Genomic DNA, 20,389 nt, shown 5'->3' on the forward strand with positions numbered 1-20,389 from the left:
CACCGCGTTCGATCCTCGCCCGCTCGCATCGATTGTTCGATCCGGGCGGGCGAAGTCGTTATAGCTTCTGCTGAGCGGCACCAGATCACTTCGGCTGCAACAGGAATGCGGCTCCAGTCAGCGCTGTGAGGCCGCGCTCCTTGAAACGCGGATTGCCTTCCAGGACGTCCTTCGAGATCAGATCGACGAGATCGTAGCCATCCGAGTAAAGATCGACGACGGTCTGCCGCGGCGTTGCAAACGGCGGCCCTGACATCCGGCTCTGATCGTAATCGAGCGTGATCAGCAGCATCGGCACTTTGCCCTTGAAAAGTTCGAGCATCTTGCCGGCGTACCGCCGCTGCATCTCGGCAGGCAGCGCGATCAGCGCAGCGCGATCATAGATGCCGGCAACATCCTCGACAGCCGCCATCGGCAACTCGAAGAAGTCGCCACACCAGATCTCATACGCGCCCGAAGATTTGACCACGAAGCTGCCTTCACGGCGCACCTGCGGCTCCACTCCGCGCTCGGCGAAGAAGTCATCCACCGCCCGCTCGCTCAGCTCGGCGCCTACAACCTGAAACCCATGCTCGGCCAGCCAGACCATGTCGAGGCTCTTGCCGCATAGCGGCACGAACACCTTCGCCCCAGGCGTCACCTCCAGGCGAGACCAATATTTGTTCAGCGCGGGCTCGTAGTCGCTCTGATGAAACCCGATCTCTTGGTTGTTCCAGCGCTCGCGCCAAAATTGAGGATCCATGCCGGGCGCCCTCCGTCAGCTGCGATAGTCGGCGTTGATGTCGATGTAACCGTGCGTCAGGTCGCAGGTCCAAACCGTCGCGCGCCCCGGACCGATGCCGAGATCGACACGCAAGGTAATCTCTGGCCGCTTCATATAGAGCGCCACTTCCTCTTCGCTGTAGCTCGGCGCCCGCTCGCCCTCACGCGCGACGAGAATGTCGCCGAAGCGGATAGACAGCTTATCGCGATCGGCGGCCTCGCCGGATTTGCCGACAGCCATCACCACGCGGCCCCAGTTGGCGTCCTCGCCGGCGATCGCCGTCTTCACCAGCGGCGAATTGGCAATCGCAAGGCCGATGCGCCGCGCCGCGCGATCGTCTTCCGCTCCCTCCACCTCCACGGTGACGAACTTGGTGATGCCCTCGCCGTCCTTGGCGACGAGGATGGCCAGTTCTTCCAGAAGGCTGTGTAGCGCCGCGGCAAAATCGGCAATGCGCGGATCGGTGGCTTCACTGATGCGCGGACAGCCGCGCTTTTCCGCTTCGCCCGTCGCGAACACCAGCAGCGTATCGCTCGTCGACGTATCGCCGTCGATGGTGACGCAATTGAATGTGCGGTCGGCGTTGTCCGCCACCAGCGGCTGCAACGCAGCGGCATCGATTGGGGCGTCCGTGAAGACGAAGCACAGCATCGTCGCCATGTCTGGCTGGATCATGCCGGCGCCCTTGCAGAAGCCGTTGATCACCACTTCGTGCGTGCCGATCTTTGCGGTGCGCGTCGCCAGCTTCGGGAACGTGTCTGTCGTCATCACCGCGCGCGCGGCCGCTTGCCATGTATCGGGCTCGGCCGCCGCTGCGAGCTTGCCGAGCAGGTGCGTGAACTTCTCCGCTTCCAGCGGCTCACCGATCACGCCGGTTGATGCGATGAAGACTTCGCCTGGTGTGCAGCCGACCGCGGCCGCTGCGGCATCAGCGGTGATCACGACCGTTTCGAGGCCCTTCTTGCCCGTGAACGCATTCGCGTTGCCCGAGTTGACGACCAGCGCCCGCGCCACGCCCTCGCGCAGTCCGAGCGCGCACCAGTCCACCGGCGCTGATCGCGTCTTCGAGCGCGTAAGCACACCTGCCACCTGCGTCCCAGGCGACAGCACGCCGAGCAGCAGGTCCGTCCGCCCCTTGTAGCGGATGCCTGCCTCCGCGGTCGCAAAGCGCACGCCGGGCACCTCGGGTACGGTCGGCAGGGAATGGGGGGCGAATGGTGAAATCGGGGCGGGTTTGCCCATCGTCGGCTCCGGACGTTTCTGAACGTTTTCTCTGAACACTAAGCGCGCGGCGCAGCTTTACGCTACTTCGGGTCGCCACGCGATGACACCTTCCGTCCTGGCCCGAACGTCGGGCGGCGCAAGGCACGTGGCAACGGCCTCGTAGCCCGGCGATCCCGAATGCGGTGCGACGCGCGTTGGCGGTCTGTGGTTGGCGGGACAAAGGATGATCCCCTCGTCCGCGCTAACGGCCGCCAGGTCGAGCACGGCGGACGAGCGCGTCATCAGGAACAGCACGGGGTCAACCCCGCTACGCCGGCGCAGATGCGCAATCAGCGCCTCTTGCGTCGCCTGGTCGAGGCCCTGCTCCACCATGTCGACGACTAGCGCGCTCGCATCGCTCGCTTCCAGGTCGGCGAGCAACGTAAGCAGCGCCCCGGACTGCGAAGCGCCATCTTCGATAAGCCACGCCAAAGCTTCATCAACGCGCGCTTTCAGCCGCGGATCGTCCTCGATCCGCCGACGCGCCGCGGCGCCGCCATCTGTCGCGCGCTCCAGACCGATGAACCTCGCCCTCGGCAGCGTGTCGGCAATACAGCGCGCAAACCGCGTCTTGCCACTCCCGAGCGGGCCGACAATGTAGTTGATGGCTCGCACATCCCGCAGTTCGAACCATTCGCCGCCCCACGGCCACGGCAACGCGAAAGCCGCTTTCACCTCGCTTTTCGGCTGAACCACGCGGCATATGTCGCCAACGCCAGCCACCCTCCCTTGAGCCAGATCAGCCCGCAACCGGCGCACCTGAGCTGTCGCCGCTGCGACCTGCGCTGACTGCCGCTCCAGGGCGGCCTGATGTGCCGCCAGCGCGCGTTCGAGTTCACCGGCCTCGCCATTGAGCGCCCGGCCGATGCTGGCAAGGCTCAGACCCATCGCGCGCAAGGCGACGACCTCGGCCGCGCGTTCGATCTCTTGCGGCCCGTAAGCGCGCCATCCCGCGGCGGTCCGCACTGGCTTCACCAGTCCGCGCTGCTCGTAAAGGCGCAGCGCTTTCGCGGAAGCACCAACCCGCTGAGCCGCTTCGGATGGTCTCAGATACATCGCTTCGCCGCTCACGGTTAGCCTCCTCGCCGGACCCGTGGCCGTTATCGAGGCGCCCCCAGGGGACGGGTCAAGTCCATTTCCAACATTTGCGGCGGTCAAAAAGCAAGCGGGCCGCCCTTATCGAGCGGCCCGCTGCAACTCCACCTGGAAGACTGGCGATCAGGGCTTTGCCGCTGGTGCAGCCGCGCCAGGAGCAGCACCAGGCGCCGCGGCGCCCCCCTGCTCGACTGCCTTCTTGGCCGCTTCCATGGCTTCAGCCTGCTTTTTCTTCTGTTCCTCGACCAGCTTCTTGAGGTCGGCATCGACGTACTCGATCTTCGCCTTGCCGCGCATTTCTGCAGAGGCTTCCTGTGCCTTGCGCACAGCCAGCGAGTTCATGATTGTCTCTTTGACCTGATCGAAGCTCGGCGGCGCCTTCGTGCGGCGATCCTCGAGCTTGATGATGTGCCAGCCGTAGGCGCTCTTCACCGGCTCCGACAGCTCGCCCTTCTGCATCCGGGTGACGACGTTCTCGAACTCCGGCACCATCTGTCCGATGCCGAAATAGCCGAGGAATCCGCCTTCGGATTTCGAAGCCGGGTCGATCGAGTTCTCTTTGGCAACCTTCGCGAAATCCTCGCCGGCGACGATCTTTGCGCGCAGCTCCTTCGCCTTCTCCTCGCTGGCAACGAGGATGTGGCGCGCGGCAAACTCCGGCTCCGGCTTCATCTGCGCAAGACGCGCATTGTAGATCTTCTTGGCTTCCTCTTCGGTCACGCTCTCCTTGAGCGACTTCTCGAAGTACTGCTCGCGCAGTGCACGCTCGTGCAGATAGTCCATGTACTTCTTGAATTCGGGCGTCTCGCCCAGTTTGGCGGCTTCCGCTGCATTGGCGAACAAGCGGTTGTCGATCAGGTACTCGGCCAGGGCGCGGCGTTTCACTTCCGGCGGCAGCTGGGCGAGATCCTGGCCCACTTCGCCCTCTGCGAGCTTCATCTCGCCTTCCGTGATCGGTTTGCCGTCAACTGTGACAACGACCTTGTCGCTTGCATCGTCGGCAAATGCGCTCGGCGCAGGCACCGAAAGGACAGTTGCGGCGAGGATGGCGAAGCCCGCAAGGGCGCGCTTTTTCGGAATGGCTGGATACATGGCGATCTCTGATTGTTGGGCGGGCCGGACGGCAAAATACCAATACCCGCGGTTTATTGCGCGTTCGTGCACCTTGTAAATCGGCAGGGCCCGGCCGGCTGCGGGGCCATGGATAGTGGGGCCTGTCAGTCCTGCCAAGTTAAGAATTGGACACTTGGCGAAGGAATTTCCGCTGTTTTTCTACGCTGCGGAAGCGTTTCCAATGCGTTGACAAGCCTATGGTGCTCTCCTTATCTCTCCGGCGCGGCCGACTTCGTGCGCCCAAGGCGCCTTGAATGCAAAAAAGGCCGCCTGCGGCACGTGTGGGTACCCGTACTGCCCGGCTGTCGTCACGGCGTATCAAGCGAGCGGGACAATATCTCGGCACACAGTGCCTATACCTCCCGGCAACAGCCCGGACATTTGGGGAAAACTTCGAATGCTTTCGACGATCGGCGGATTTGCGGCAAAGATCTTTGGCTCTTCTAACGAGCGCCGCGTCAAAGGCTATCAGTCTCGCGTCGATGCCATCAACGCGCTCGAGGACGAGATCGCGCAGCTGAGCGACGACGAGTTGCGGCAGCGCACCGTGGACTTCCGCCGTCAGATCGCCGAAGGCGCCAGCGTCGACGATCTTCTCGTCCCTGCCTTCGCCACCGTCCGCGAAGCTGCCAAGCGCACGCTCGGTCAGCGTCACTTCGATGTACAGCTCGTCGGCGGCATGGTGCTGCACGAGGGCAAGATCGCCGAGATGAAGACGGGCGAAGGCAAAACGCTCGTCGCCACGCTGCCCGTTTATCTCAACGCACTCGCTGGCAAGGGCGTGCACGTCGTCACCGTCAACGACTACCTCGCACAGCGCGACGCCGAGTGGATGGGGCAGGTGTACCGCTTCCTCGGCCTTACCGTCGGCAACATCGTGCATGGCCTCGATGACGATGAGCGCAAGGTCGCCTACGCCTGCGACGTCACCTACGCCACCAACAATGAGCTGGGCTTCGACTACCTGCGCGACAACATGAAGATGGACAAGGGCGAGATGGTCCAGCGTGACCATTGGTTCGCCATTGTTGACGAGGTCGACTCCATTCTCATCGACGAAGCCCGCACCCCGCTGATCATCTCGGGGCCTCTCGAAGACCGCGCCGACCTCTATCAGGCCGTGGACAGCGTAATTCCCACTCTGGGCGCCGAGGACTTCGAGCTCGACGAGAAGCAGCGCCAGGTTTCACTCACGGAGGTCGGCAACGAGCGCGTCGAGGCGCAGCTCGCCGAGCGCGGCTTGATGAAGGGCTCGCTCTACGACATCGAGAACGTCTCGCTCGTCCATCACATCAATTCGGCGCTGAAGGCCCACAAGCTCTTCCAGCGCGACCGCGACTACATCGTCAAAGGCGGCCAGGTCGTTATCATCGACGAATTCACCGGCCGAATGATGCCCGGCCGCCGGTATTCGGAAGGCCTGCATCAGGCGCTGGAAGCCAAAGAAAATGTCGAGATCCAGCCGGAGAACCAGACGCTCGCCTCGATCACCTTCCAGAACTACTTCCGTCTTTACAAGAAGCTCGGCGGCATGACCGGCACCGCCTCGACTGAGGCGAACGAGTTCCTCGATATCTACGGCCTCGAGGTCGTCGAGATCCCGACCAACCTCCCGGTGAGCCGCGTCGACGAGGACGACGAGATCTATCGCACGGCGCAGGAAAAATACGCGGCCATCGTGCAGACGATTGCCGACTGCAGCCGCCGCGGCCAGCCGATTCTCGTCGGCACCGTCTCGATCGAGAAGTCCGAGCAGCTCTCCGAGCTCCTGAAAGATCGAAAGTACATCCAGCAGCTCGGCCGCAACGCGCTCGCCCTTGCCGACAAGCTCAAGTCGCCCAAGGAGCAGGAGCTCAAGGACTACCTTACCGAAATGGGGGCCTACCTCGTTGAGCTGGGGTCCGCCAAGGGCAACGGCGATCCCATTCCCCATAAGGTGCTGAACGCGCGCTACCACGAGCAGGAAGCCGGTATCGTCGCCCAGGCCGGCGTCCCCGGCGCGGTGACGATCGCCACCAACATGGCCGGCCGCGGCACCGACATTCAGCTCGGCGGCAACGTCGAGGCGAGCCTCAAGGAGTGGCTCGCCGCCGAGAAAGAGGCCGGGCGCGAGCCAGCCGAGACCGATATCGAGGATAAGCGCAAGCAGATCCAGGCCCAGGTTGCGGCCCAGAAGAAGAAGGCGCTCGAAGCCGGCGGTCTTTACGTGCTCGCCACGGAGCGCCACGAGAGCCGTCGCATCGACAACCAGCTCCGCGGCCGCTCCGGCCGTCAGGGCGATCCGGGCCGCTCCAAGTTCTATCTCTCGCTCGAAGATGACCTCATGCGCATCTTCGGCTCCAACCGCATGGACAGCGTCTTGAAGACGCTCGGCCTGCAGGAGGGCGAGGCCATCACTCACCCATGGATGAACAAGTCCCTGGAGATGGCACAGAAGAAGGTCGAAGCGCGCAACTTCGACATCCGCAAGCAGATCCTCAAGTACGATGACGTGATGAATGACCAGCGCAAGGTCATCTTCGAGCAGCGCATCGACATCATGGGCGAGGAAGACGTCTCCGAGACCGTGAAGGATATGCGCCACCAGCTCGTTGATGAGCTCGTGCGCCAGAACATCCCCGAGATGGCCTACGCCGAGCAGTGGAACGTCAAGGCGCTGCACGAGGCGATCAACGGCATCTTCGGCGTCGACCTGCCGATCGAGGACTGGGCCGCAGAAGAAGGCATCGCCGACAAGGAGATCGCCGAGCGCATCCTCGAAGCCGTCGACGAGAAGGCGGCGCAGAAGGAAAGGGAAATCGGCGAGGCCAACTTCCGCCAGATCGAGAAGATGGTCCTGTTGCAGACCCTCGATCACCTCTGGCGCGAGCACCTCGTCACGCTCGAGCATCTGCGTCAGGTGATCGGCTTCCGCGCTTACGGCCAGCGCGATCCGCTCAACGAGTACAAGAGCGAGGCGTTCGTCCTGTTCGAGGCGATGCTCGGCAACCTGCGCGAGGCTACCACCGGTCAGTTGATGCACATCGAGCTCGCTTCGCCCGAGGCGCAGGGAGAGCTGCAGATGGCCGAGCTTCCCGAGATGCACGCTCACCACATCGATCCGCTGTCTGGCCTGGATGAGCTTGCTCTGGCTGACGCTGCGATCGCCGCCGAGGCCCGCGGCCCGGTACCCGCGGCTCCCGACCGCCGTCCGCCGCTGCAGACGCGCAAGACGACGACGTCGGTCGATCCGTCCGATCCCGCCACGTGGGGTCGCGTCGCCCGCAATGCGCCCTGCCCGTGCGGCTCTGGCAAGAAGTACAAGCACTGCCACGGCAAGACAGACTGAGCCCGATCACTCAGCGTCGAACCAGATCAACCTCACCGCGCCATCGCGGTGAGGTTTTTTGTTTTCGGCTCCGGTCGCGAAAGCGCATCGCTGCCCTGCATCTGCCGCAACGATAACGTCGTCGCGACATGATCTGGAACAAACCGGCCGGTGCTCGAAGTCATAAGATTCTGTGCTGAGACATTGAGAGGCCGCTCTCAATTCGTTGACGCTACGGGCGACCTCTCTCCTTTTAGGAGGGTTTCATGTCGGCAATTGCTTGGCTTCTCGGTCCGATCCTCGTCGTCTCTGCAGCTATCGCCAGCTTGTTCGTCGCTGAGGATGCAACGCACTTCAACGTGTTCCGCGGCACCATCGCGGTGATGCTGGTCGTCGCGCTCGTCGGCCTTTGCTCGATCCTGGAACTGACCGCAGCCCGTCGCATGACGCGCCACAAGTAGCGCCTCGCGCGCACGCCACCTGTCTCCGCCGGGACCGTCAAGCCCGCGGCCAGCGGTCCGCTGCCGCGGATGCCGCGCGTTTGACAGGTCCGTTCGGCGCTGTGACCGCTGCCAATTCCGCTGGCGGCGTGAGGAGGCGGGTCCCAGCCCAGGCGGGCTGAAATTCGCCAGCTCGCGAAACCTATTTCTTCGGATAGATCGAGCCGCACGCGTGCGGCGCAAACATCGAAAAAACCCTTATAAAATGGGCATTTCTTCGCTAGTGACTGCGGCGCCACTAGCTGCGTCCATCTAATGTTCAGTCAACGAAGCATCTTGCTCCGGATGAGCGAGTTGTACTTATTCTGAGTTGCAACCCATCCGCGCCAATTATTTCTGCGGCGGGTCGGGAGCGGTGCGGATTTCAGCCGGCGACGGCAACCGCATCTCGAGGGGAGAAGGACGCCAGTTTCATTTTCTGCGGCGTCGAGGATTTGGCCCCCCGAGAGGGGCACCGATCGAGGGCCGCGCGCCCGAAGGTCGGAATCGAAGTCAGTTTAGTGCCCAAAAGAAACGGGCGTCAGTTGCGTTGAGTTCATGTTGGGGGTTTGTATGCGTTGCGTTCCTGTAGCGAGTGGAATTGCGTCTCGCGCTATTGCCGGTCGCGGCTTCGAGCAAGCGGGCCATCCACCGGCACCACCCATCCGACATATCGGACGAAGCCTCAGAGCCGCGCTCATGTGCAGCGCGGCCGCTGCCGTCCTGCTGATGGCGATGCCGAGGGCGATGGCTGCTTGCTCCGCTGACGTCAGTGGCTCCCCATCGCCTGATACGTTTAACTGCACCGGCTCAGATACCGATGGTGAGAACGTTACAAGCACTGACAGCGCCGGCATCAACATCACAATCGCACCCAATGCGATGGTCTCCGACAATAATTTCTTCAACACCAGCGTTGGCGCCGCTGTTTTCGGTACGAACCTGTCGTTCTCGATGCCAGACGCGAACAGTTCGATCACTGGCGACGAAACCTGGTCGGAATAGTCCACACGAATGACAACGCCACCCAGAGTTGGACAATCGAAGGGCCGATTAAAAGCACGAACGGAACAGCGATTTCGGACGCTCTGACGAGGGGCGGCACTGTTACCATGGACGTCTCGTCTTCCGGGCAGGTTTGGGCCGCAGATGACGGCATCTTTATTCTCGGCGACGTCCTGGATTTTAATGGCCTCGGAAGTACAACCGTCACGCTCACAAATGACGGCAAAATTTATGCCGGCGGAACCGCGATAAATCTAAGCACGGGCCTGGGCGGAGGCACGCTCACTGTAAACAACAACAACATTATCGGAGAGAAATCGGCCGGTCTGCTCGGCGACAGGGGTGTTTTGCTGAGCGGCGCCGGAAATGGCGCCGTCAATAACGCTGCAACTGGTCAGATCAATTCTATCGACGATGCCGTTACCATCGGCATGCTTGGAACCGCCGGAGTCGACAATAAGGGCGCAATATTTTCCCGCGATGGAAGCGGCATCGTTACCGCCACGGCCGGCACGGCAACCATCCTAAATGACACCACGGGGTCCATTAGCGCCGGGTCACATGGCATATTCGCTGTCACTGACGGATCGGGCGCGGACATTGGCATCACGAACCATGGCACCGTTGGCACGCAGGCCACGCCTGTAGGCGGCATCGGCATCATCGCGAACACCGGCGTTCCAATTCCATTGGTCAGCCCAGCGGGCGCGGGCACTATCAACATCGTCAACGACGGTAAAGTCTACGGCACAACCGGCGGCATCAGCGCAACTGTGCTCGATACCGGCAGCAATGGCATAACCGTCGACAACAAGAGCGGGTCTGTCATCACCAACGGTGGGTTTGGCATCCTGGCCGCAGGCCTTAGCGGTGACATTAAGGTCGACGGCAATAGTTCGTCCTATGTCAAATCGGAAACGGGCCCAGGCATCGTCGCTGTGGGCACCGGCAATGTGACCGTAGACTCCGGCGAGACGCACGCCGGCAGTGGCGGCATCGCGGTGCCTACGACATCACTAAACCTCAGCGGAGGCGTGATTGGCGTCGCCCTCGGTAGCGGCAACGCAACTGTCACGACCCATGGACTGACCTCCGTCGCGCCAGGCGGAACGGTCGGCGTGGCTGCGATTTCGAACTCCGGCGCGGCGAGCGTCACTCTGGGCGGCGCCATCGATCCGCCGCTGATCGGCTCCATGGCGGTCGTGCTCGGCGGCAACATGGATGCGACACTGAACACGGGTGGCTTTGACGTCACCGCCGACAACATCGGCCTGTTGGGTCTCAACCTCGGTACTGGTGAGGTCGTTATCGACGCAACGGGCAGCATGGTTACGCAAACGGTTGCCGGTCCGCTCAACGTCGGCATCGCGGGTCTCGGTCAAGGCGCAGTGACAATCGACTACGGAACAGTCGATGCCAAAGGAAGCGGCGTCGTCGGCCTCAGCACCAATGCCGGTGTAGACATCGACGCGCACGGCGACGTGAAGACGGCCGGCTACCTCGGCGTCGGTGCGTTCGCTGGAAACGGCAACGCCGACATCGATCTCGCCAGCACCACCACGACCAATACGAGTGCGGGTGGTCTCGGCGTCATCGCAGCGGCCAATAAGGGCAACGCAATCGTCAGCGGCGCGGGCAGCACGGTGAAGTCAGATGGGACGGCTGTCACCGGCCTGTCCGTCAACGGCAACGTCGATTTGGACACCGGCACGGTAACGTCTGACAACAGCACGGGTGTGTTCGGCCTGGCGATCAACGGTGGTTCGGTCATCGACATGCACGGAGCTGTTCAGGCCAACGGCGCGTTCGGTGTGTTCAGCTCAGCAGTGGACCTTGGCTCGGGCAGTGGTGACTCGGCTGTCAACCTCGGCGGCGAGAACGTGAAGAACGACGGTGGTATCGGCGTGTTCTCGCTGGCGCTGGGCGGCCATTCGAGCGTGACCGGCGGCGCAGGAGGTACGGTCGAGTCGTTGACAGATGGCATCATCTCGACCGCAGTTGGCGGGGACTCGACTGTAGAGTCAGGTGCCATCATTGCCCACAACGGCAGCGGCATCATCTCGACGGCTATTGGCGGTGACGCCAAGGCGACGAACAACGGTGAGGTGACCGCAGACAACGGCCTATATGGTATCGCGGCCTTCTCGATCGGCGGCGACGCCACGGCGACTGCCAACGGCAAGATCGATCCGCCGCTGATCGGCGTGTCGAGCTTCACCATCGGCAACGGCACTGCCACCAGCGACGTCAACAACACCGTGCAGGCTTGGGCGGTCGGCGCTTACGCCGGCAACATCGGCGGCGGCAGCGTGTTCGTGAACGTCAACCCGGGTGGCTCGATCCAGTCCGATTACCTCGGCATCCTCGCCACCAACATCGGACCTGGCGACACGACCGTGAACGTCAAGGGCGCGGTGGGCGGATACACCGGCACGGCGACGGGTGATGACGCGATCAACGTCACCAACTTCATCAACAACGGCAACATTTCGGTCACCTCGAACGAGGATGGAACGCTGAATGCCGGCGACGACGCGGTGGACATCACCAAGCTCGGCGGTAGCGGCCAGATCAACGTCACGCTCGGCGCGGATGCTACGGCGGCTGACGATGGCGTCACCATCTTCCGCACCCTCAGCGGTGTGAACACGACCGACGAAAACAACATCTCGGTCAGCCTTGCAGACGGGAAGACGCTGACGGCCACCAACGGCAACGGCATCGATATCTCGACGCCATTCGCCAACAACGACATCGCCGTCAACGTCGGCGCGGGGAGCAGCGTGCTCGCCAACAACGGCACGGCGGTGCAGGTCACCGGCTTCTCGCTGCTGGGCGACAACAACGTGACCATCACCAACGCCGGTCTGGTGCAGGGTGACGGCACGCTGTTCGATCCGACCATCCGCGTGGCGACCGACGGCGACGTCAACATCAACAATACGGGCACTATTCAGTCGGATGGCGGCTCGACCTACGCCAGCGTGATCCAGAGCCTCGCCGGCGGATCCAACACCGTGCAGAACGACGGCACGATCACCGGCAACATGCAGCTGGCGGCGGTTGGCGCCAACACGGTGAACAACACCAGCAGCACGACCTGGAATACGTCGGGTCTCAACCTCTACGTCAGCGCGACGGGCAACGAGGTCAACAACACTTCGACGGGCACGATCAATGCCGGTCCGTTCACGGTGTTCGCGATGATCGGCCCGACGAATGCGATCAATAACGCGGGTGAGTTCAACTCGACGGGCCTCAACGTCTACGGGATGCTGGGCAACGACAATAGCGTGAACAACTCCGGCATCTTCAATGTCACCGGCTTCACGCAATTCCTGGGTGGCAACTTCATCGGCCAGAACCTCGCCTTCAACAATAACGGCGGCGTGCTGAGCATGCAGAACGGCACCTCGGGCTACGGGTTCGTCACGCCGGTGGATCTCGGGTTCGTCGACTACGGCAACGACATCGGCGACGTGGTGCAGATCGGTGTGCCCAACACGACCGGCAACTCGTTCAATGGGTCGGGCTACAGCCGCTACGCCATCGATACCTTCCTCGCCGCGGCGACGACTTCTGCCTCCGACCTGCTGATCGTCAACGGCGACACGACCGGCGTCACGGCGCTGCAGGTGAACGACACGAATGCGGGGCCGGGCGCCTACAACCCGACCGGCATCCTCGTCGCGCACATCGAGGGCAACAGCGATCCCGATGCCTTCTATCTGGAAGGTGGCCCGATCGACAAAGGCCTCTTCACCTACGACCTCTACCGCGTGCAGGTGAGCTCGTTCGACTGGCTGTTGGCTTCGACGCCCGACCAGACCTTCTTCGAGCTGCCGCACCTCATCACCGCCGCACAGAACATGTGGCACAACTCAGCCGGCGTATGGCTGGATCGCACCGCCGATCTGCGCTCCGCCGCCACCGAGAAGTGCGCCATGATGGGCAGCATCAAGGACAGCACGCCCGTGTGCTCCAGGAGCGTGACGCCAGGGGCCTGGGCCAAGGTTCTCGGCAACACCACCGAGCGTGAGCAGAACTACAGCTGGACCATTCTGGGCAAGACCAGCAACTTCGAGGTCAAGTCGAACCAGGATGGCTACGGCATCGTCGGCGGCTACGACTTCGGGCACGAGACGGCCAACGGCGCATGGATGATCGGCGCGATGGGCGGCTACGTCGCATCGAGCCTCGACTTCGACGGATCCACCACCGACGTCGATTATCGCACCGGCCTCGTCGGCGCCTACGCGACATGGATCGAGGGCGGCCTGTTCATCGACGGCAAGGTGATGGCCAACATCGGCAAGTACGAGTACGCGAACTACACCAACACCGGACTGTCGACGCATGATAAGCAGGACGTTCTGTCCGTCGGCGGCGTGATCGATACGGGCTACCGCATGAACTACGCGGGCGGCTTCATCGAGCCCGGCGCAACCCTGTCCTACGTCGAAGCTGACCTCGACAACGCCACCATCTACGGCACGACGGTCAACTTCGAGGATGGCAACAGTCTGCGCGGCCGGCTTGGCCTTCGCGTCGGCACCTCGTTCGTGAGCGGCGGCCACAAGGTCGAGCCCTTCATCGGAGCGAGCGCCTGGCACGAGTTCGAAGCCGACAACAAGGCGACCCTGTCGAGCGGTGGTTATGATCTCACCGCCGCGGACGATGCCGGCGGCACGTTCGGCGAGGTCACCGGCGGTCTCAATGTCTTCAGCCTCGGTGCTGATGGCGTCAGCGGCTTCGTCAAGGGCAATGCCCAGTTCGGCGAAGACAATCTCCGCGGCTACGCCGGCAGTGCCGGGCTCCGGGTCAACTGGTAACGGCCCCAGGCAGTCATGGGGGAGAGGCCGCTGGTCTCTCCCCCTATTTTGTTTTCCATCGTCTGCCACTGGCCGCCTTTCCCAGGCGCGCCGAATTTCTCTGTGCTGGATTTGTGAGTGTGCCCTATGAAGCGGATTGCTGCGCTCGTGTTTCTTGGCTTGGCTCTTTCGCCGTGTGCCTATGCACAGACCAAGAGCGACCCGTCCAAGCCGACGACGACGGCTCCCAAAGCTCCCGTGGCGGCGAAGTCAGCCGCTCAGAAGGAGTGGAAGGAGGCGTTCGACGATTGGGTGCTGGCGTGTGCACAAACGGCGGACGGTCAGAAGAGCTGCGCGATCTCGCAAAGCCTCAGCAACACGAAGACACGCCAGCTCATCGGTGCGCTTTCGATAGGCAAGGACAAAGCAGGGAAGTTGGTCGCCAATCTGCAAACGCCGCTGGGGTTCGCGGTGAACGAGGGCATCAAGCTCTCGCTGGACGGCCAGCCAGGTGTCGCTGTGCCGGTCAGGACGTGTCTCCCGAACGGGTGCCTCGGCATCGTCGAACTCGATGATCGGGCAGCTTCGCAAGTCGTCAGAGATGTCGATGACATTGCAGAGCCTTCAGGCGACACCCGTCGTGATCAAGTTCTCGGCAAAGGGTGTTGCGCGGGCTCTCGACAAGCTGCTGAAAGACGGAACTTAATGCAGTGCGCGCGAGAGCGGCATGATTGGGGACTAGGCGGCCGCAACGGCTTCCGAAACTCGTTGACCCCGATCACTCGGCGTCGAACCAGATCAACCTCACCGCGCCATCGCGGTGAGGTTTTTTGTTCGGTTTCCTTCTACTGCGCCCGATTCCGTGTGATCCGCGCGTGACTGCCTCGGTTGTGATCGCGGACATCCGTTAGTCCAATCGAGGGGCGAACCTTGCCCCTGGCTATGCGCAGGGCTATGGGACTTGGGGCATTGCGCCTGGCGGCGCAGGTTTGGGGCGGCGGTCTCAGCCACATCCTTTTATTTGTTGGACGGTGCTGGATGGAAAAGACGATATGGATGCTCTGGCTGCAAGGTTGGGAAAATGCACCGCCAATCGTGCGAGCGTGCTTGACGACATGGGCACATCACAATCCTGACTGGCGAATCCAGTGCATCGACGCGCGTTCCATAGATTCATTCCTCGGCCGCTCGGAGCGGATTTCGATCTCTCTGCGATATGTTCCTGCGGCCGCTAGAAGCGATCTGCTGAGAATTGCGCTTTTGCGGAAGTTCGGCGGCGTATGGGTGGATGCGACCGTCTATTGCCTGAAGCCGCTGGATGAATGGCTCCCCGATGCTGCTTCCCAGGGGTTCTTTGCCTTCGACACGCCCGGACCCGACCGAATGATTGCGAGCTGGTTTCTGGCCGCAGAAGCATCCAATGAAATCGTTTTGCGCTGGTACGAAGCGAGCCAATCGTATTGGAGATGGCGTTTTCGTCGCCATCACTACTTCTGGTTTCACTACCTTTTCGCCGATATCTATCGCCTCCATGCCGGTGTGAAGGAGATTTGGGACGCTACTCCTAAGATTTCAGCGGATCTCCCCCACTACATGACGCCCTATAAGCAGAAACTCCCCGCTCCGCTCAGCCCTGAAGACGCTCCTTTTCTGGATGGCAGTAGGACCCCACTTCTGAAACTGACGCATAAGATCAGGCACGGGGGGTTCGATCAGGACTCGCGTTACAGTGTTCTTCTGCAAAGAGCGCAGGAGCTCGGACGACAGCACCATTCTTAGTGTCTCGGTCTCGGCGCCACGACGAATTGAGGGTTACTCCGCCGCCTGCAGCAGCGCGTCAAGATCGAGTGGCCGCGTGTCCATGGATAAATGTCCGTCGGCTAGGCGCGGCCAATCCTTCGGATCCCGGTCCCAGTAAAGCTCGATCCCGTTCCCGTCTGGGTCATTAAGGTAAAGAGCCTGACTGACCCCATGGTCGCTGGCACCGTGGAGCGTAATCCCGGCTTCGATCAGCCGCCGCAGCGCATCCCCGAGCGCGGCCCGCGTCGGGTAGAGAAGGGCGACATGGTAGAGCCCCGTCGTTCCCGACGGGGGAGCCGAGCCGCCTTTGCTCTCCCACGTATTGAGACCGATGTGATGATGATAGCCGCCCGCGGAGACGAACGCGGCTTGCCTGCCATAGCGCTGCGTCAACTCGAAGCCGAGAACGCCGCAATAGAACGCCAACGACCTGTCGAGGTCGGCGACCTTGAGATGGACGTGCCCGATGCGAACACCGGCATCGACGGGACGCGGCGTCAGCTCCGGCTCGAGCGGCTTGATCGGGGCGGTCGCATCAGCGGTCATGCTGTCCTCAAAGAATTCCTGGCTACCGCCATATGTTGGCCCTCCCCGTCCGAATTTCATCCCTCCCTACAGACGAAGCATCTGATGTCGAGGTCGCGCACCTCGGCTTCGAAGTCGGCGGGGTTGAACAGCTGAAAGCACGGCATCGCCCCAGCGGGTGGACCGCTGCCCGCCAGGAGCTTCTTTGCCAGCACGACAGACGCGATGGCCGGCACGTACGGCCCGTGCCCCCCGCGCGCGATGAGATTCCAGACGCGCTCGCGCCGTTTGCCCTCGCTGTCCCGGCCAGCGACGCGTACGAACATGCCGCCGCTGTCGGAGCCAAGAAAAGAAAGACTGCGTTTCGCGGCAAGCAACGGCTTCGCCAGCACGTCCCCCGAGCCCAGCACGCCGGCCCGGCCGAGCCACGACAGACACCACAGCCCCAAGTGAAACAGGCCGACTTCAAGCCCTGCGGTGAAACGCACGGTCGAGAGCTGCGGGTAATGCGCGGGTATCAGCTCGAGGTCGGGCACATCGACATCGCCCATCCAACGCACGCCGATTTCGGGAAAGCGATGCCGGTGCAAGCCCTGCCAGCCATGCGCGATGCTCACCCGTCCATCGACACGCCGGGTGAAGGGTTTGCCCACCGCGCTCACGATGGAGGCGACCGTTGCCACACCGGGATCGAAGCTATTCCCCGGTGATATGCCGATGTGCACTTCGTCCAGCGCCAGTCCGTCACCAATGTACCGCACAACTGCCGACGACAGACCGGGCACTGAACTCGCCCCGCTGATGACACGGACGCCTGCGGCGCGGGCCTCATCGTCGAGGACGCTGATACCGCAAACAAACGCGCGCGCATCGGCAAGGTCGATGTAGTGGCAGCCAGCGGCGATCGCCGCACGCGCTAGGCTGTAGTCCTGAGTTTGGAACGGCCCGGATGCATTGATGACGATTTCGGCACCAAGTGCGCGTAGCCGCTCACCAGTCGCGCGCATTGCATCGAGCTCTGCCGGCTCAAGGGACGCGCGTGCGCCTCCTGCGATGAGCTTCGCCACCTGCGCGCGCGCCTTTGCGAGCGATCGCCCGGCGACGACGATTTCTGTCGCGGGATCGCGGGCCAATCGCTCGGCCGCGTGCGCGCCGAAAGCCCCATAGCCACCCAGGACGACGATGCGGCCCATGCTGTCGCGGAGCTAAGCGTGCTTTCTCGCCGCTGTCGAAGAGGGCGAAGCTTCGGGTGCGCCGGACGCGGGTTCTGCATGGCCGTGGTTGGCGCCAGAAATGCGATCAGACAAAGCCAGCAGCACGCTCGACGCCACGAACACAACGTGGATCACCACCAGCCAGAAGAGATCTCTGTCGCTCACCGTATTGATGGACATGAACTGCTTCAGCAATTGGATCGCCGAGATGGCGACGATGGAGCCGAGCAGTTTGATCTTCAGTGCCGTGAAGTCGATCGTGCCCATCCATTCAGGCCAGTCGCGATGCCCAGTGTGGTCGATCTTGGAGACGAAGTTTTCGTAGCCCGAGAAGATCACGATCACGATCAGCGAGCCCGTCAGCGAGAGATCAACGAGTGCGAGGAGACCCAGGATCACCTGAGATTCGGTCGCGGTAAACGCCATCTCCGCGATGTGCACCAGCTCGAACAGGAACTTGATCAGCAATACGAACAGCGAAAGGGCAAGCCCCAGATAGAACGGGGCCAATATCCAGCGGCTCGCGAAAATAGCCGTCTCGATGAGACGTTCAATCTGCTTTGGGAATGAGCTCATGTCCGGTCCCGCCTATGTTGTCTGTTCTCGCGTGTATCGCATGGCGCCCGAATGAGCCGCAAGCAAGAGGGCCCGGCGCCACATGCGGCACCGGGCCCTCTCAATGTTGACGATCCCGGGCAGGGTCGGCGCAATTTCGTGCGCGGACGGCTGCCTCAGCGATGTGCCGTGCGCTTCTTCTTTTTCTTTTTCACCGAGCGATCCGACTCGTCGAGTTCGACCGTTATCTTGTGAGCGATCTGTTCACGCAGAGCGGCATAACGACGGCACGCAGGCATAGCGAGCGAACAGGGCAGCGGCCGGGTCAGCGTCTCGCTGAGGCCCTCACGCGGCTTGCGCGGGGCGAGCTGCTGCTCGAAGTTCTCGCCACTCCGGTTGTTCACGACGGACGCTGTGATCGGACCACCGAGATAGGACGCCGGCCCGGCAAGCGATGCCGTCTTGATCTCCGCCGTCTCCGTCTGTGGTTCAGGCTGCTCCGCCACGCGCTTGTTGATGTGCGACAGGTCGGCGATGACCTGTGCCGTCTCGGGACAAACTTCGATCGGCCCCGGATTCAGCGCTTCAAGGCGGCTGGCGGGCGTGAAACCATAACGTGGACCGCAGACGCTGACACGCGGCGGGCGGTGTGTCCGCTCGAAGAGGTCATAGCCCTGTTTCAGGTTCGCCCAGAAGCTGCGCCATTCAGGAGCATTGTATTTGGCGAGGTTCCCCTCCGTCATCCGGAACGGGAACACATGCACCGGGATGTGCGGTTGGCCCGCCTCCAGCGCCTGCGTTGCCAGCTTGTAGATCTCTTGGCTGACGGCGTTCGTCATCGCGAAGCATCCGATCGAAGCGCAACCGCCGTGGATCAGGATGTACGAACCCGAGCGAAGGTTCACCTTATCGAACGCGTTCGGGTAACCGACGTTGAGCGCCTTCTCCCACTTCGCGCCCTTATGGATGCTCTGCTCCATATTGACGGTGTAGAAGCCTTCCGGAGCCTGCTTGTCGCCTTCCTTCTGCTTCGGCCCGAGCGTGCCGGACCAGTAGCAGATCGGATAGGTGGCGAAGAGCGAGTAGCGTCCCGATTCATCGCCGGTCCAGACTTCCATCTCGGACTCGGCTTTGAACACGCGGATGAAGAGCGGAGCGTCCTCGGCAACACCCTGTTCTGCAAGACGGTCATCAAGCCGCTTCAGGTCCGGCGTGCCGGGAAGTGGCAGCTTGCCTGAAGCGTTCGCCTTTTTGCGCTCCTTGCGCACTTCGGCGATGTCGTTGATGTCCAGCGACAGAGCTGACGCGGTCCCTAAATGTCCCAGGACGGCGACAGCTGCGCACACGGTAAGAGCAGTGCGCTTTATGTGAGCGATCGGTTTCGTCATGCAGTCGGATTTGCACGTCGCGTGCCAGTGCAGGTATTTGATCTGCACTTAGTGCGAATTGTTACCGTACGTGTCAGCATGTTGAACTCTCTTACTTTCTTCGTGCTGGCATGATTGGGCAGGTGAAAAAATGAGCAGCGATTGTCAACTGCGACTCACGTCGCAGGGCAGCTCACTGTGATAGGCGCGCTGCCGTCGCTGTCCCCGCCTGCAGGCCGAATTGTGTAGCGTCCGTCGCAGACGCTCACGACCGGAGGGACACGATCGCGCATGAAGGCGTCGTACCCTACCCGTAGCTGCCGCCAGAACCCGATGTTCGGATTCTCCGCATGGCGAGAGATATTTGTCTCGGTCATGCGGAACGGGAATACCTGCACCTGAACCCGCTTTTGACCAGCGCTGAGCGCCGAGGTCAAGAGCGTCCAAATTTCATCAATAACAGGATGGGTCATTGCGTAGCAGCCGATGGAGCGGCAATCGCCATGAATCATCAGGAGTGACCCGGTGCGACCATGTGCCCGGTCAAACGCGTTGGGAAATCCCAGATTGAACGAGCGTCGATATTGGCTGTTCGGGTTTAGCGCGGTGGAATCGACCGTATAAAAGCCCTCGGGCGCCTGCTTGTCGCCCTGCTTCAGCTTCGGCCCGATCGCGCCTGACCACATGCAAATGGGATAGGTCTCGAAAAGCTCGAAGCGGTCGCCGCGCTTCACCCACATCTCCAGCTCGAACTCGCGCTTGAAGACGCGAATGAAGATGGGTGAGCCGAGCTTCAAATCCTTGCCAGCGAGCCGCCCGGAAAGATTGGCAAGGTCAGGCGTGCCCGGCAGCGTTTCGCCCGCGGCGTACGTTTTCCAGTTGTGGGCCTTCTGCCGGTAGATCAGCTCCTCTTCGAGAAGAGCGTAGATCTGCGGCCAGAAGAAAAAGGCGAACGCCCCGATCGAAACGAGTACGAGGGCGCCGAACGCCAATGCCGCAGGCCAGCGGCGTTTACGGGTCGACATCATGAAACAATGCCGAAGCCGGCCGGTTCAGGCAATCGCTCCAGCCGCAGCGTAACGCCGCGTATGG

The 20,389-nt window shown here is 62.2% G+C and carries 14 protein-coding genes and 1 pseudogene; 6 read left to right on the plus strand and 9 right to left on the minus strand.

Annotated elements, in window-relative coordinates; all coding sequences use genetic code 11:
- Positions 1–85: 85 nt before the first annotated feature.
- The 4 genes from NDB2M4_RS04030 to NDB2M4_RS04045 all read right to left on the minus strand — a co-directional run bounded on the left by NDB2M4_RS04030 (position 86) and on the right by NDB2M4_RS04045 (position 4,213).
- Positions 86–742: a thiopurine S-methyltransferase gene (locus NDB2M4_RS04030; protein ID WP_072370417.1), complete on the minus strand. Its 657-nt coding sequence runs from the start codon at positions 740–742 to the stop codon at positions 86–88.
- Between the two features lie 15 nt (positions 743–757).
- Complete coding sequence (gene argJ, locus NDB2M4_RS04035) at positions 758–2,005, minus strand: bifunctional glutamate N-acetyltransferase/amino-acid acetyltransferase ArgJ (RefSeq protein WP_072370420.1); 1,248 nt, start codon at positions 2,003–2,005, stop codon at positions 758–760.
- A 57-nt stretch (positions 2,006–2,062) separates the two neighbouring features.
- A complete protein-coding gene (locus tag NDB2M4_RS04040) occupies positions 2,063–3,097 on the minus strand; it encodes a MerR family transcriptional regulator (protein ID WP_210186504.1) in 1,035 nt (344 codons plus the stop codon).
- A 147-nt stretch (positions 3,098–3,244) separates the two neighbouring features.
- Positions 3,245–4,213 carry a peptidylprolyl isomerase gene (locus tag NDB2M4_RS04045; protein ID WP_072370426.1) on the minus strand — a complete coding sequence of 323 codons (969 nt, stop codon included), beginning with the start codon at positions 4,211–4,213 and terminating at the stop codon, positions 3,245–3,247.
- A 418-nt stretch (positions 4,214–4,631) separates the two neighbouring features.
- On the opposite strand from NDB2M4_RS04045, the gene secA reads away from it, so the two are divergent.
- From secA to NDB2M4_RS04075, 6 genes and pseudogenes are all read left to right on the plus strand, one after another.
- Positions 4,632–7,562 carry a preprotein translocase subunit SecA gene (gene secA / locus NDB2M4_RS04050; RefSeq protein WP_072370429.1) on the plus strand — a complete coding sequence of 977 codons (2,931 nt, stop codon included), beginning with the start codon at positions 4,632–4,634 and terminating at the stop codon, positions 7,560–7,562.
- A gap of 245 nt (positions 7,563–7,807) precedes the next feature.
- Entirely contained in the window at positions 7,808–8,002 is a 195-nt protein-coding gene (locus NDB2M4_RS04055; protein ID WP_072370432.1) for a hypothetical protein, read from the plus strand.
- A 717-nt stretch (positions 8,003–8,719) separates the two neighbouring features.
- Complete coding sequence (locus NDB2M4_RS04060) at positions 8,720–9,025, plus strand: hypothetical protein (RefSeq protein WP_072370435.1); 306 nt, start codon at positions 8,720–8,722, stop codon at positions 9,023–9,025.
- A gap of 107 nt (positions 9,026–9,132) precedes the next feature.
- Positions 9,133–13,857: an autotransporter outer membrane beta-barrel domain-containing protein gene (locus NDB2M4_RS04065; protein WP_072370438.1), complete on the plus strand. Its 4,725-nt coding sequence runs from the start codon at positions 9,133–9,135 to the stop codon at positions 13,855–13,857.
- 126 nt (positions 13,858–13,983) lie between these two features.
- Positions 13,984–14,542, plus strand: a pseudogene (locus tag NDB2M4_RS04070) (invasion associated locus B family protein).
- Positions 14,543–14,874: 332 nt separating this feature from the next.
- Complete coding sequence (locus NDB2M4_RS04075) at positions 14,875–15,615, plus strand: capsular polysaccharide synthesis protein (protein WP_171988014.1); 741 nt, start codon at positions 14,875–14,877, stop codon at positions 15,613–15,615.
- Between the two features lie 33 nt (positions 15,616–15,648).
- On the opposite strand, the gene NDB2M4_RS04080 is transcribed toward NDB2M4_RS04075, so the two are convergent.
- The 5 genes from NDB2M4_RS04080 to NDB2M4_RS04100 form a co-directional block, all read right to left on the minus strand.
- On the minus strand, positions 15,649–16,182 hold the full coding sequence (locus tag NDB2M4_RS04080; protein WP_072370444.1) for a VOC family protein: 534 nt from the start codon (positions 16,180–16,182) through the stop codon (positions 15,649–15,651).
- Positions 16,183–16,238: 56 nt separating this feature from the next.
- A complete protein-coding gene (locus NDB2M4_RS04085; protein WP_072370446.1) occupies positions 16,239–17,354 on the minus strand; it encodes a saccharopine dehydrogenase family protein in 1,116 nt (371 codons plus the stop codon).
- A 12-nt stretch (positions 17,355–17,366) separates the two neighbouring features.
- Complete coding sequence (locus NDB2M4_RS04090) at positions 17,367–17,951, minus strand: TIGR00645 family protein (protein WP_072370449.1); 585 nt, start codon at positions 17,949–17,951, stop codon at positions 17,367–17,369.
- A 155-nt stretch (positions 17,952–18,106) separates the two neighbouring features.
- Positions 18,107–19,318, minus strand: coding sequence for a L,D-transpeptidase family protein (locus NDB2M4_RS04095; RefSeq protein ID WP_139247079.1), 1,212 nt, complete (start codon positions 19,316–19,318; stop codon positions 18,107–18,109).
- A 155-nt stretch (positions 19,319–19,473) separates the two neighbouring features.
- The gene (locus NDB2M4_RS04100) at positions 19,474–20,325 is read right to left on the minus strand and encodes a L,D-transpeptidase family protein (protein WP_072370455.1); all 852 of its coding nucleotides are present in this window, start codon (positions 20,323–20,325) and stop codon (positions 19,474–19,476) included.
- Positions 20,326–20,389 lie beyond the last annotated feature (64 nt).

It is taken from the genome of Hyphomicrobium sp. NDB2Meth4 (assembly GCF_900117445.1).
In the GTDB taxonomy this organism is placed as follows: domain Bacteria; phylum Pseudomonadota; class Alphaproteobacteria; order Rhizobiales; family Hyphomicrobiaceae; genus Hyphomicrobium_A.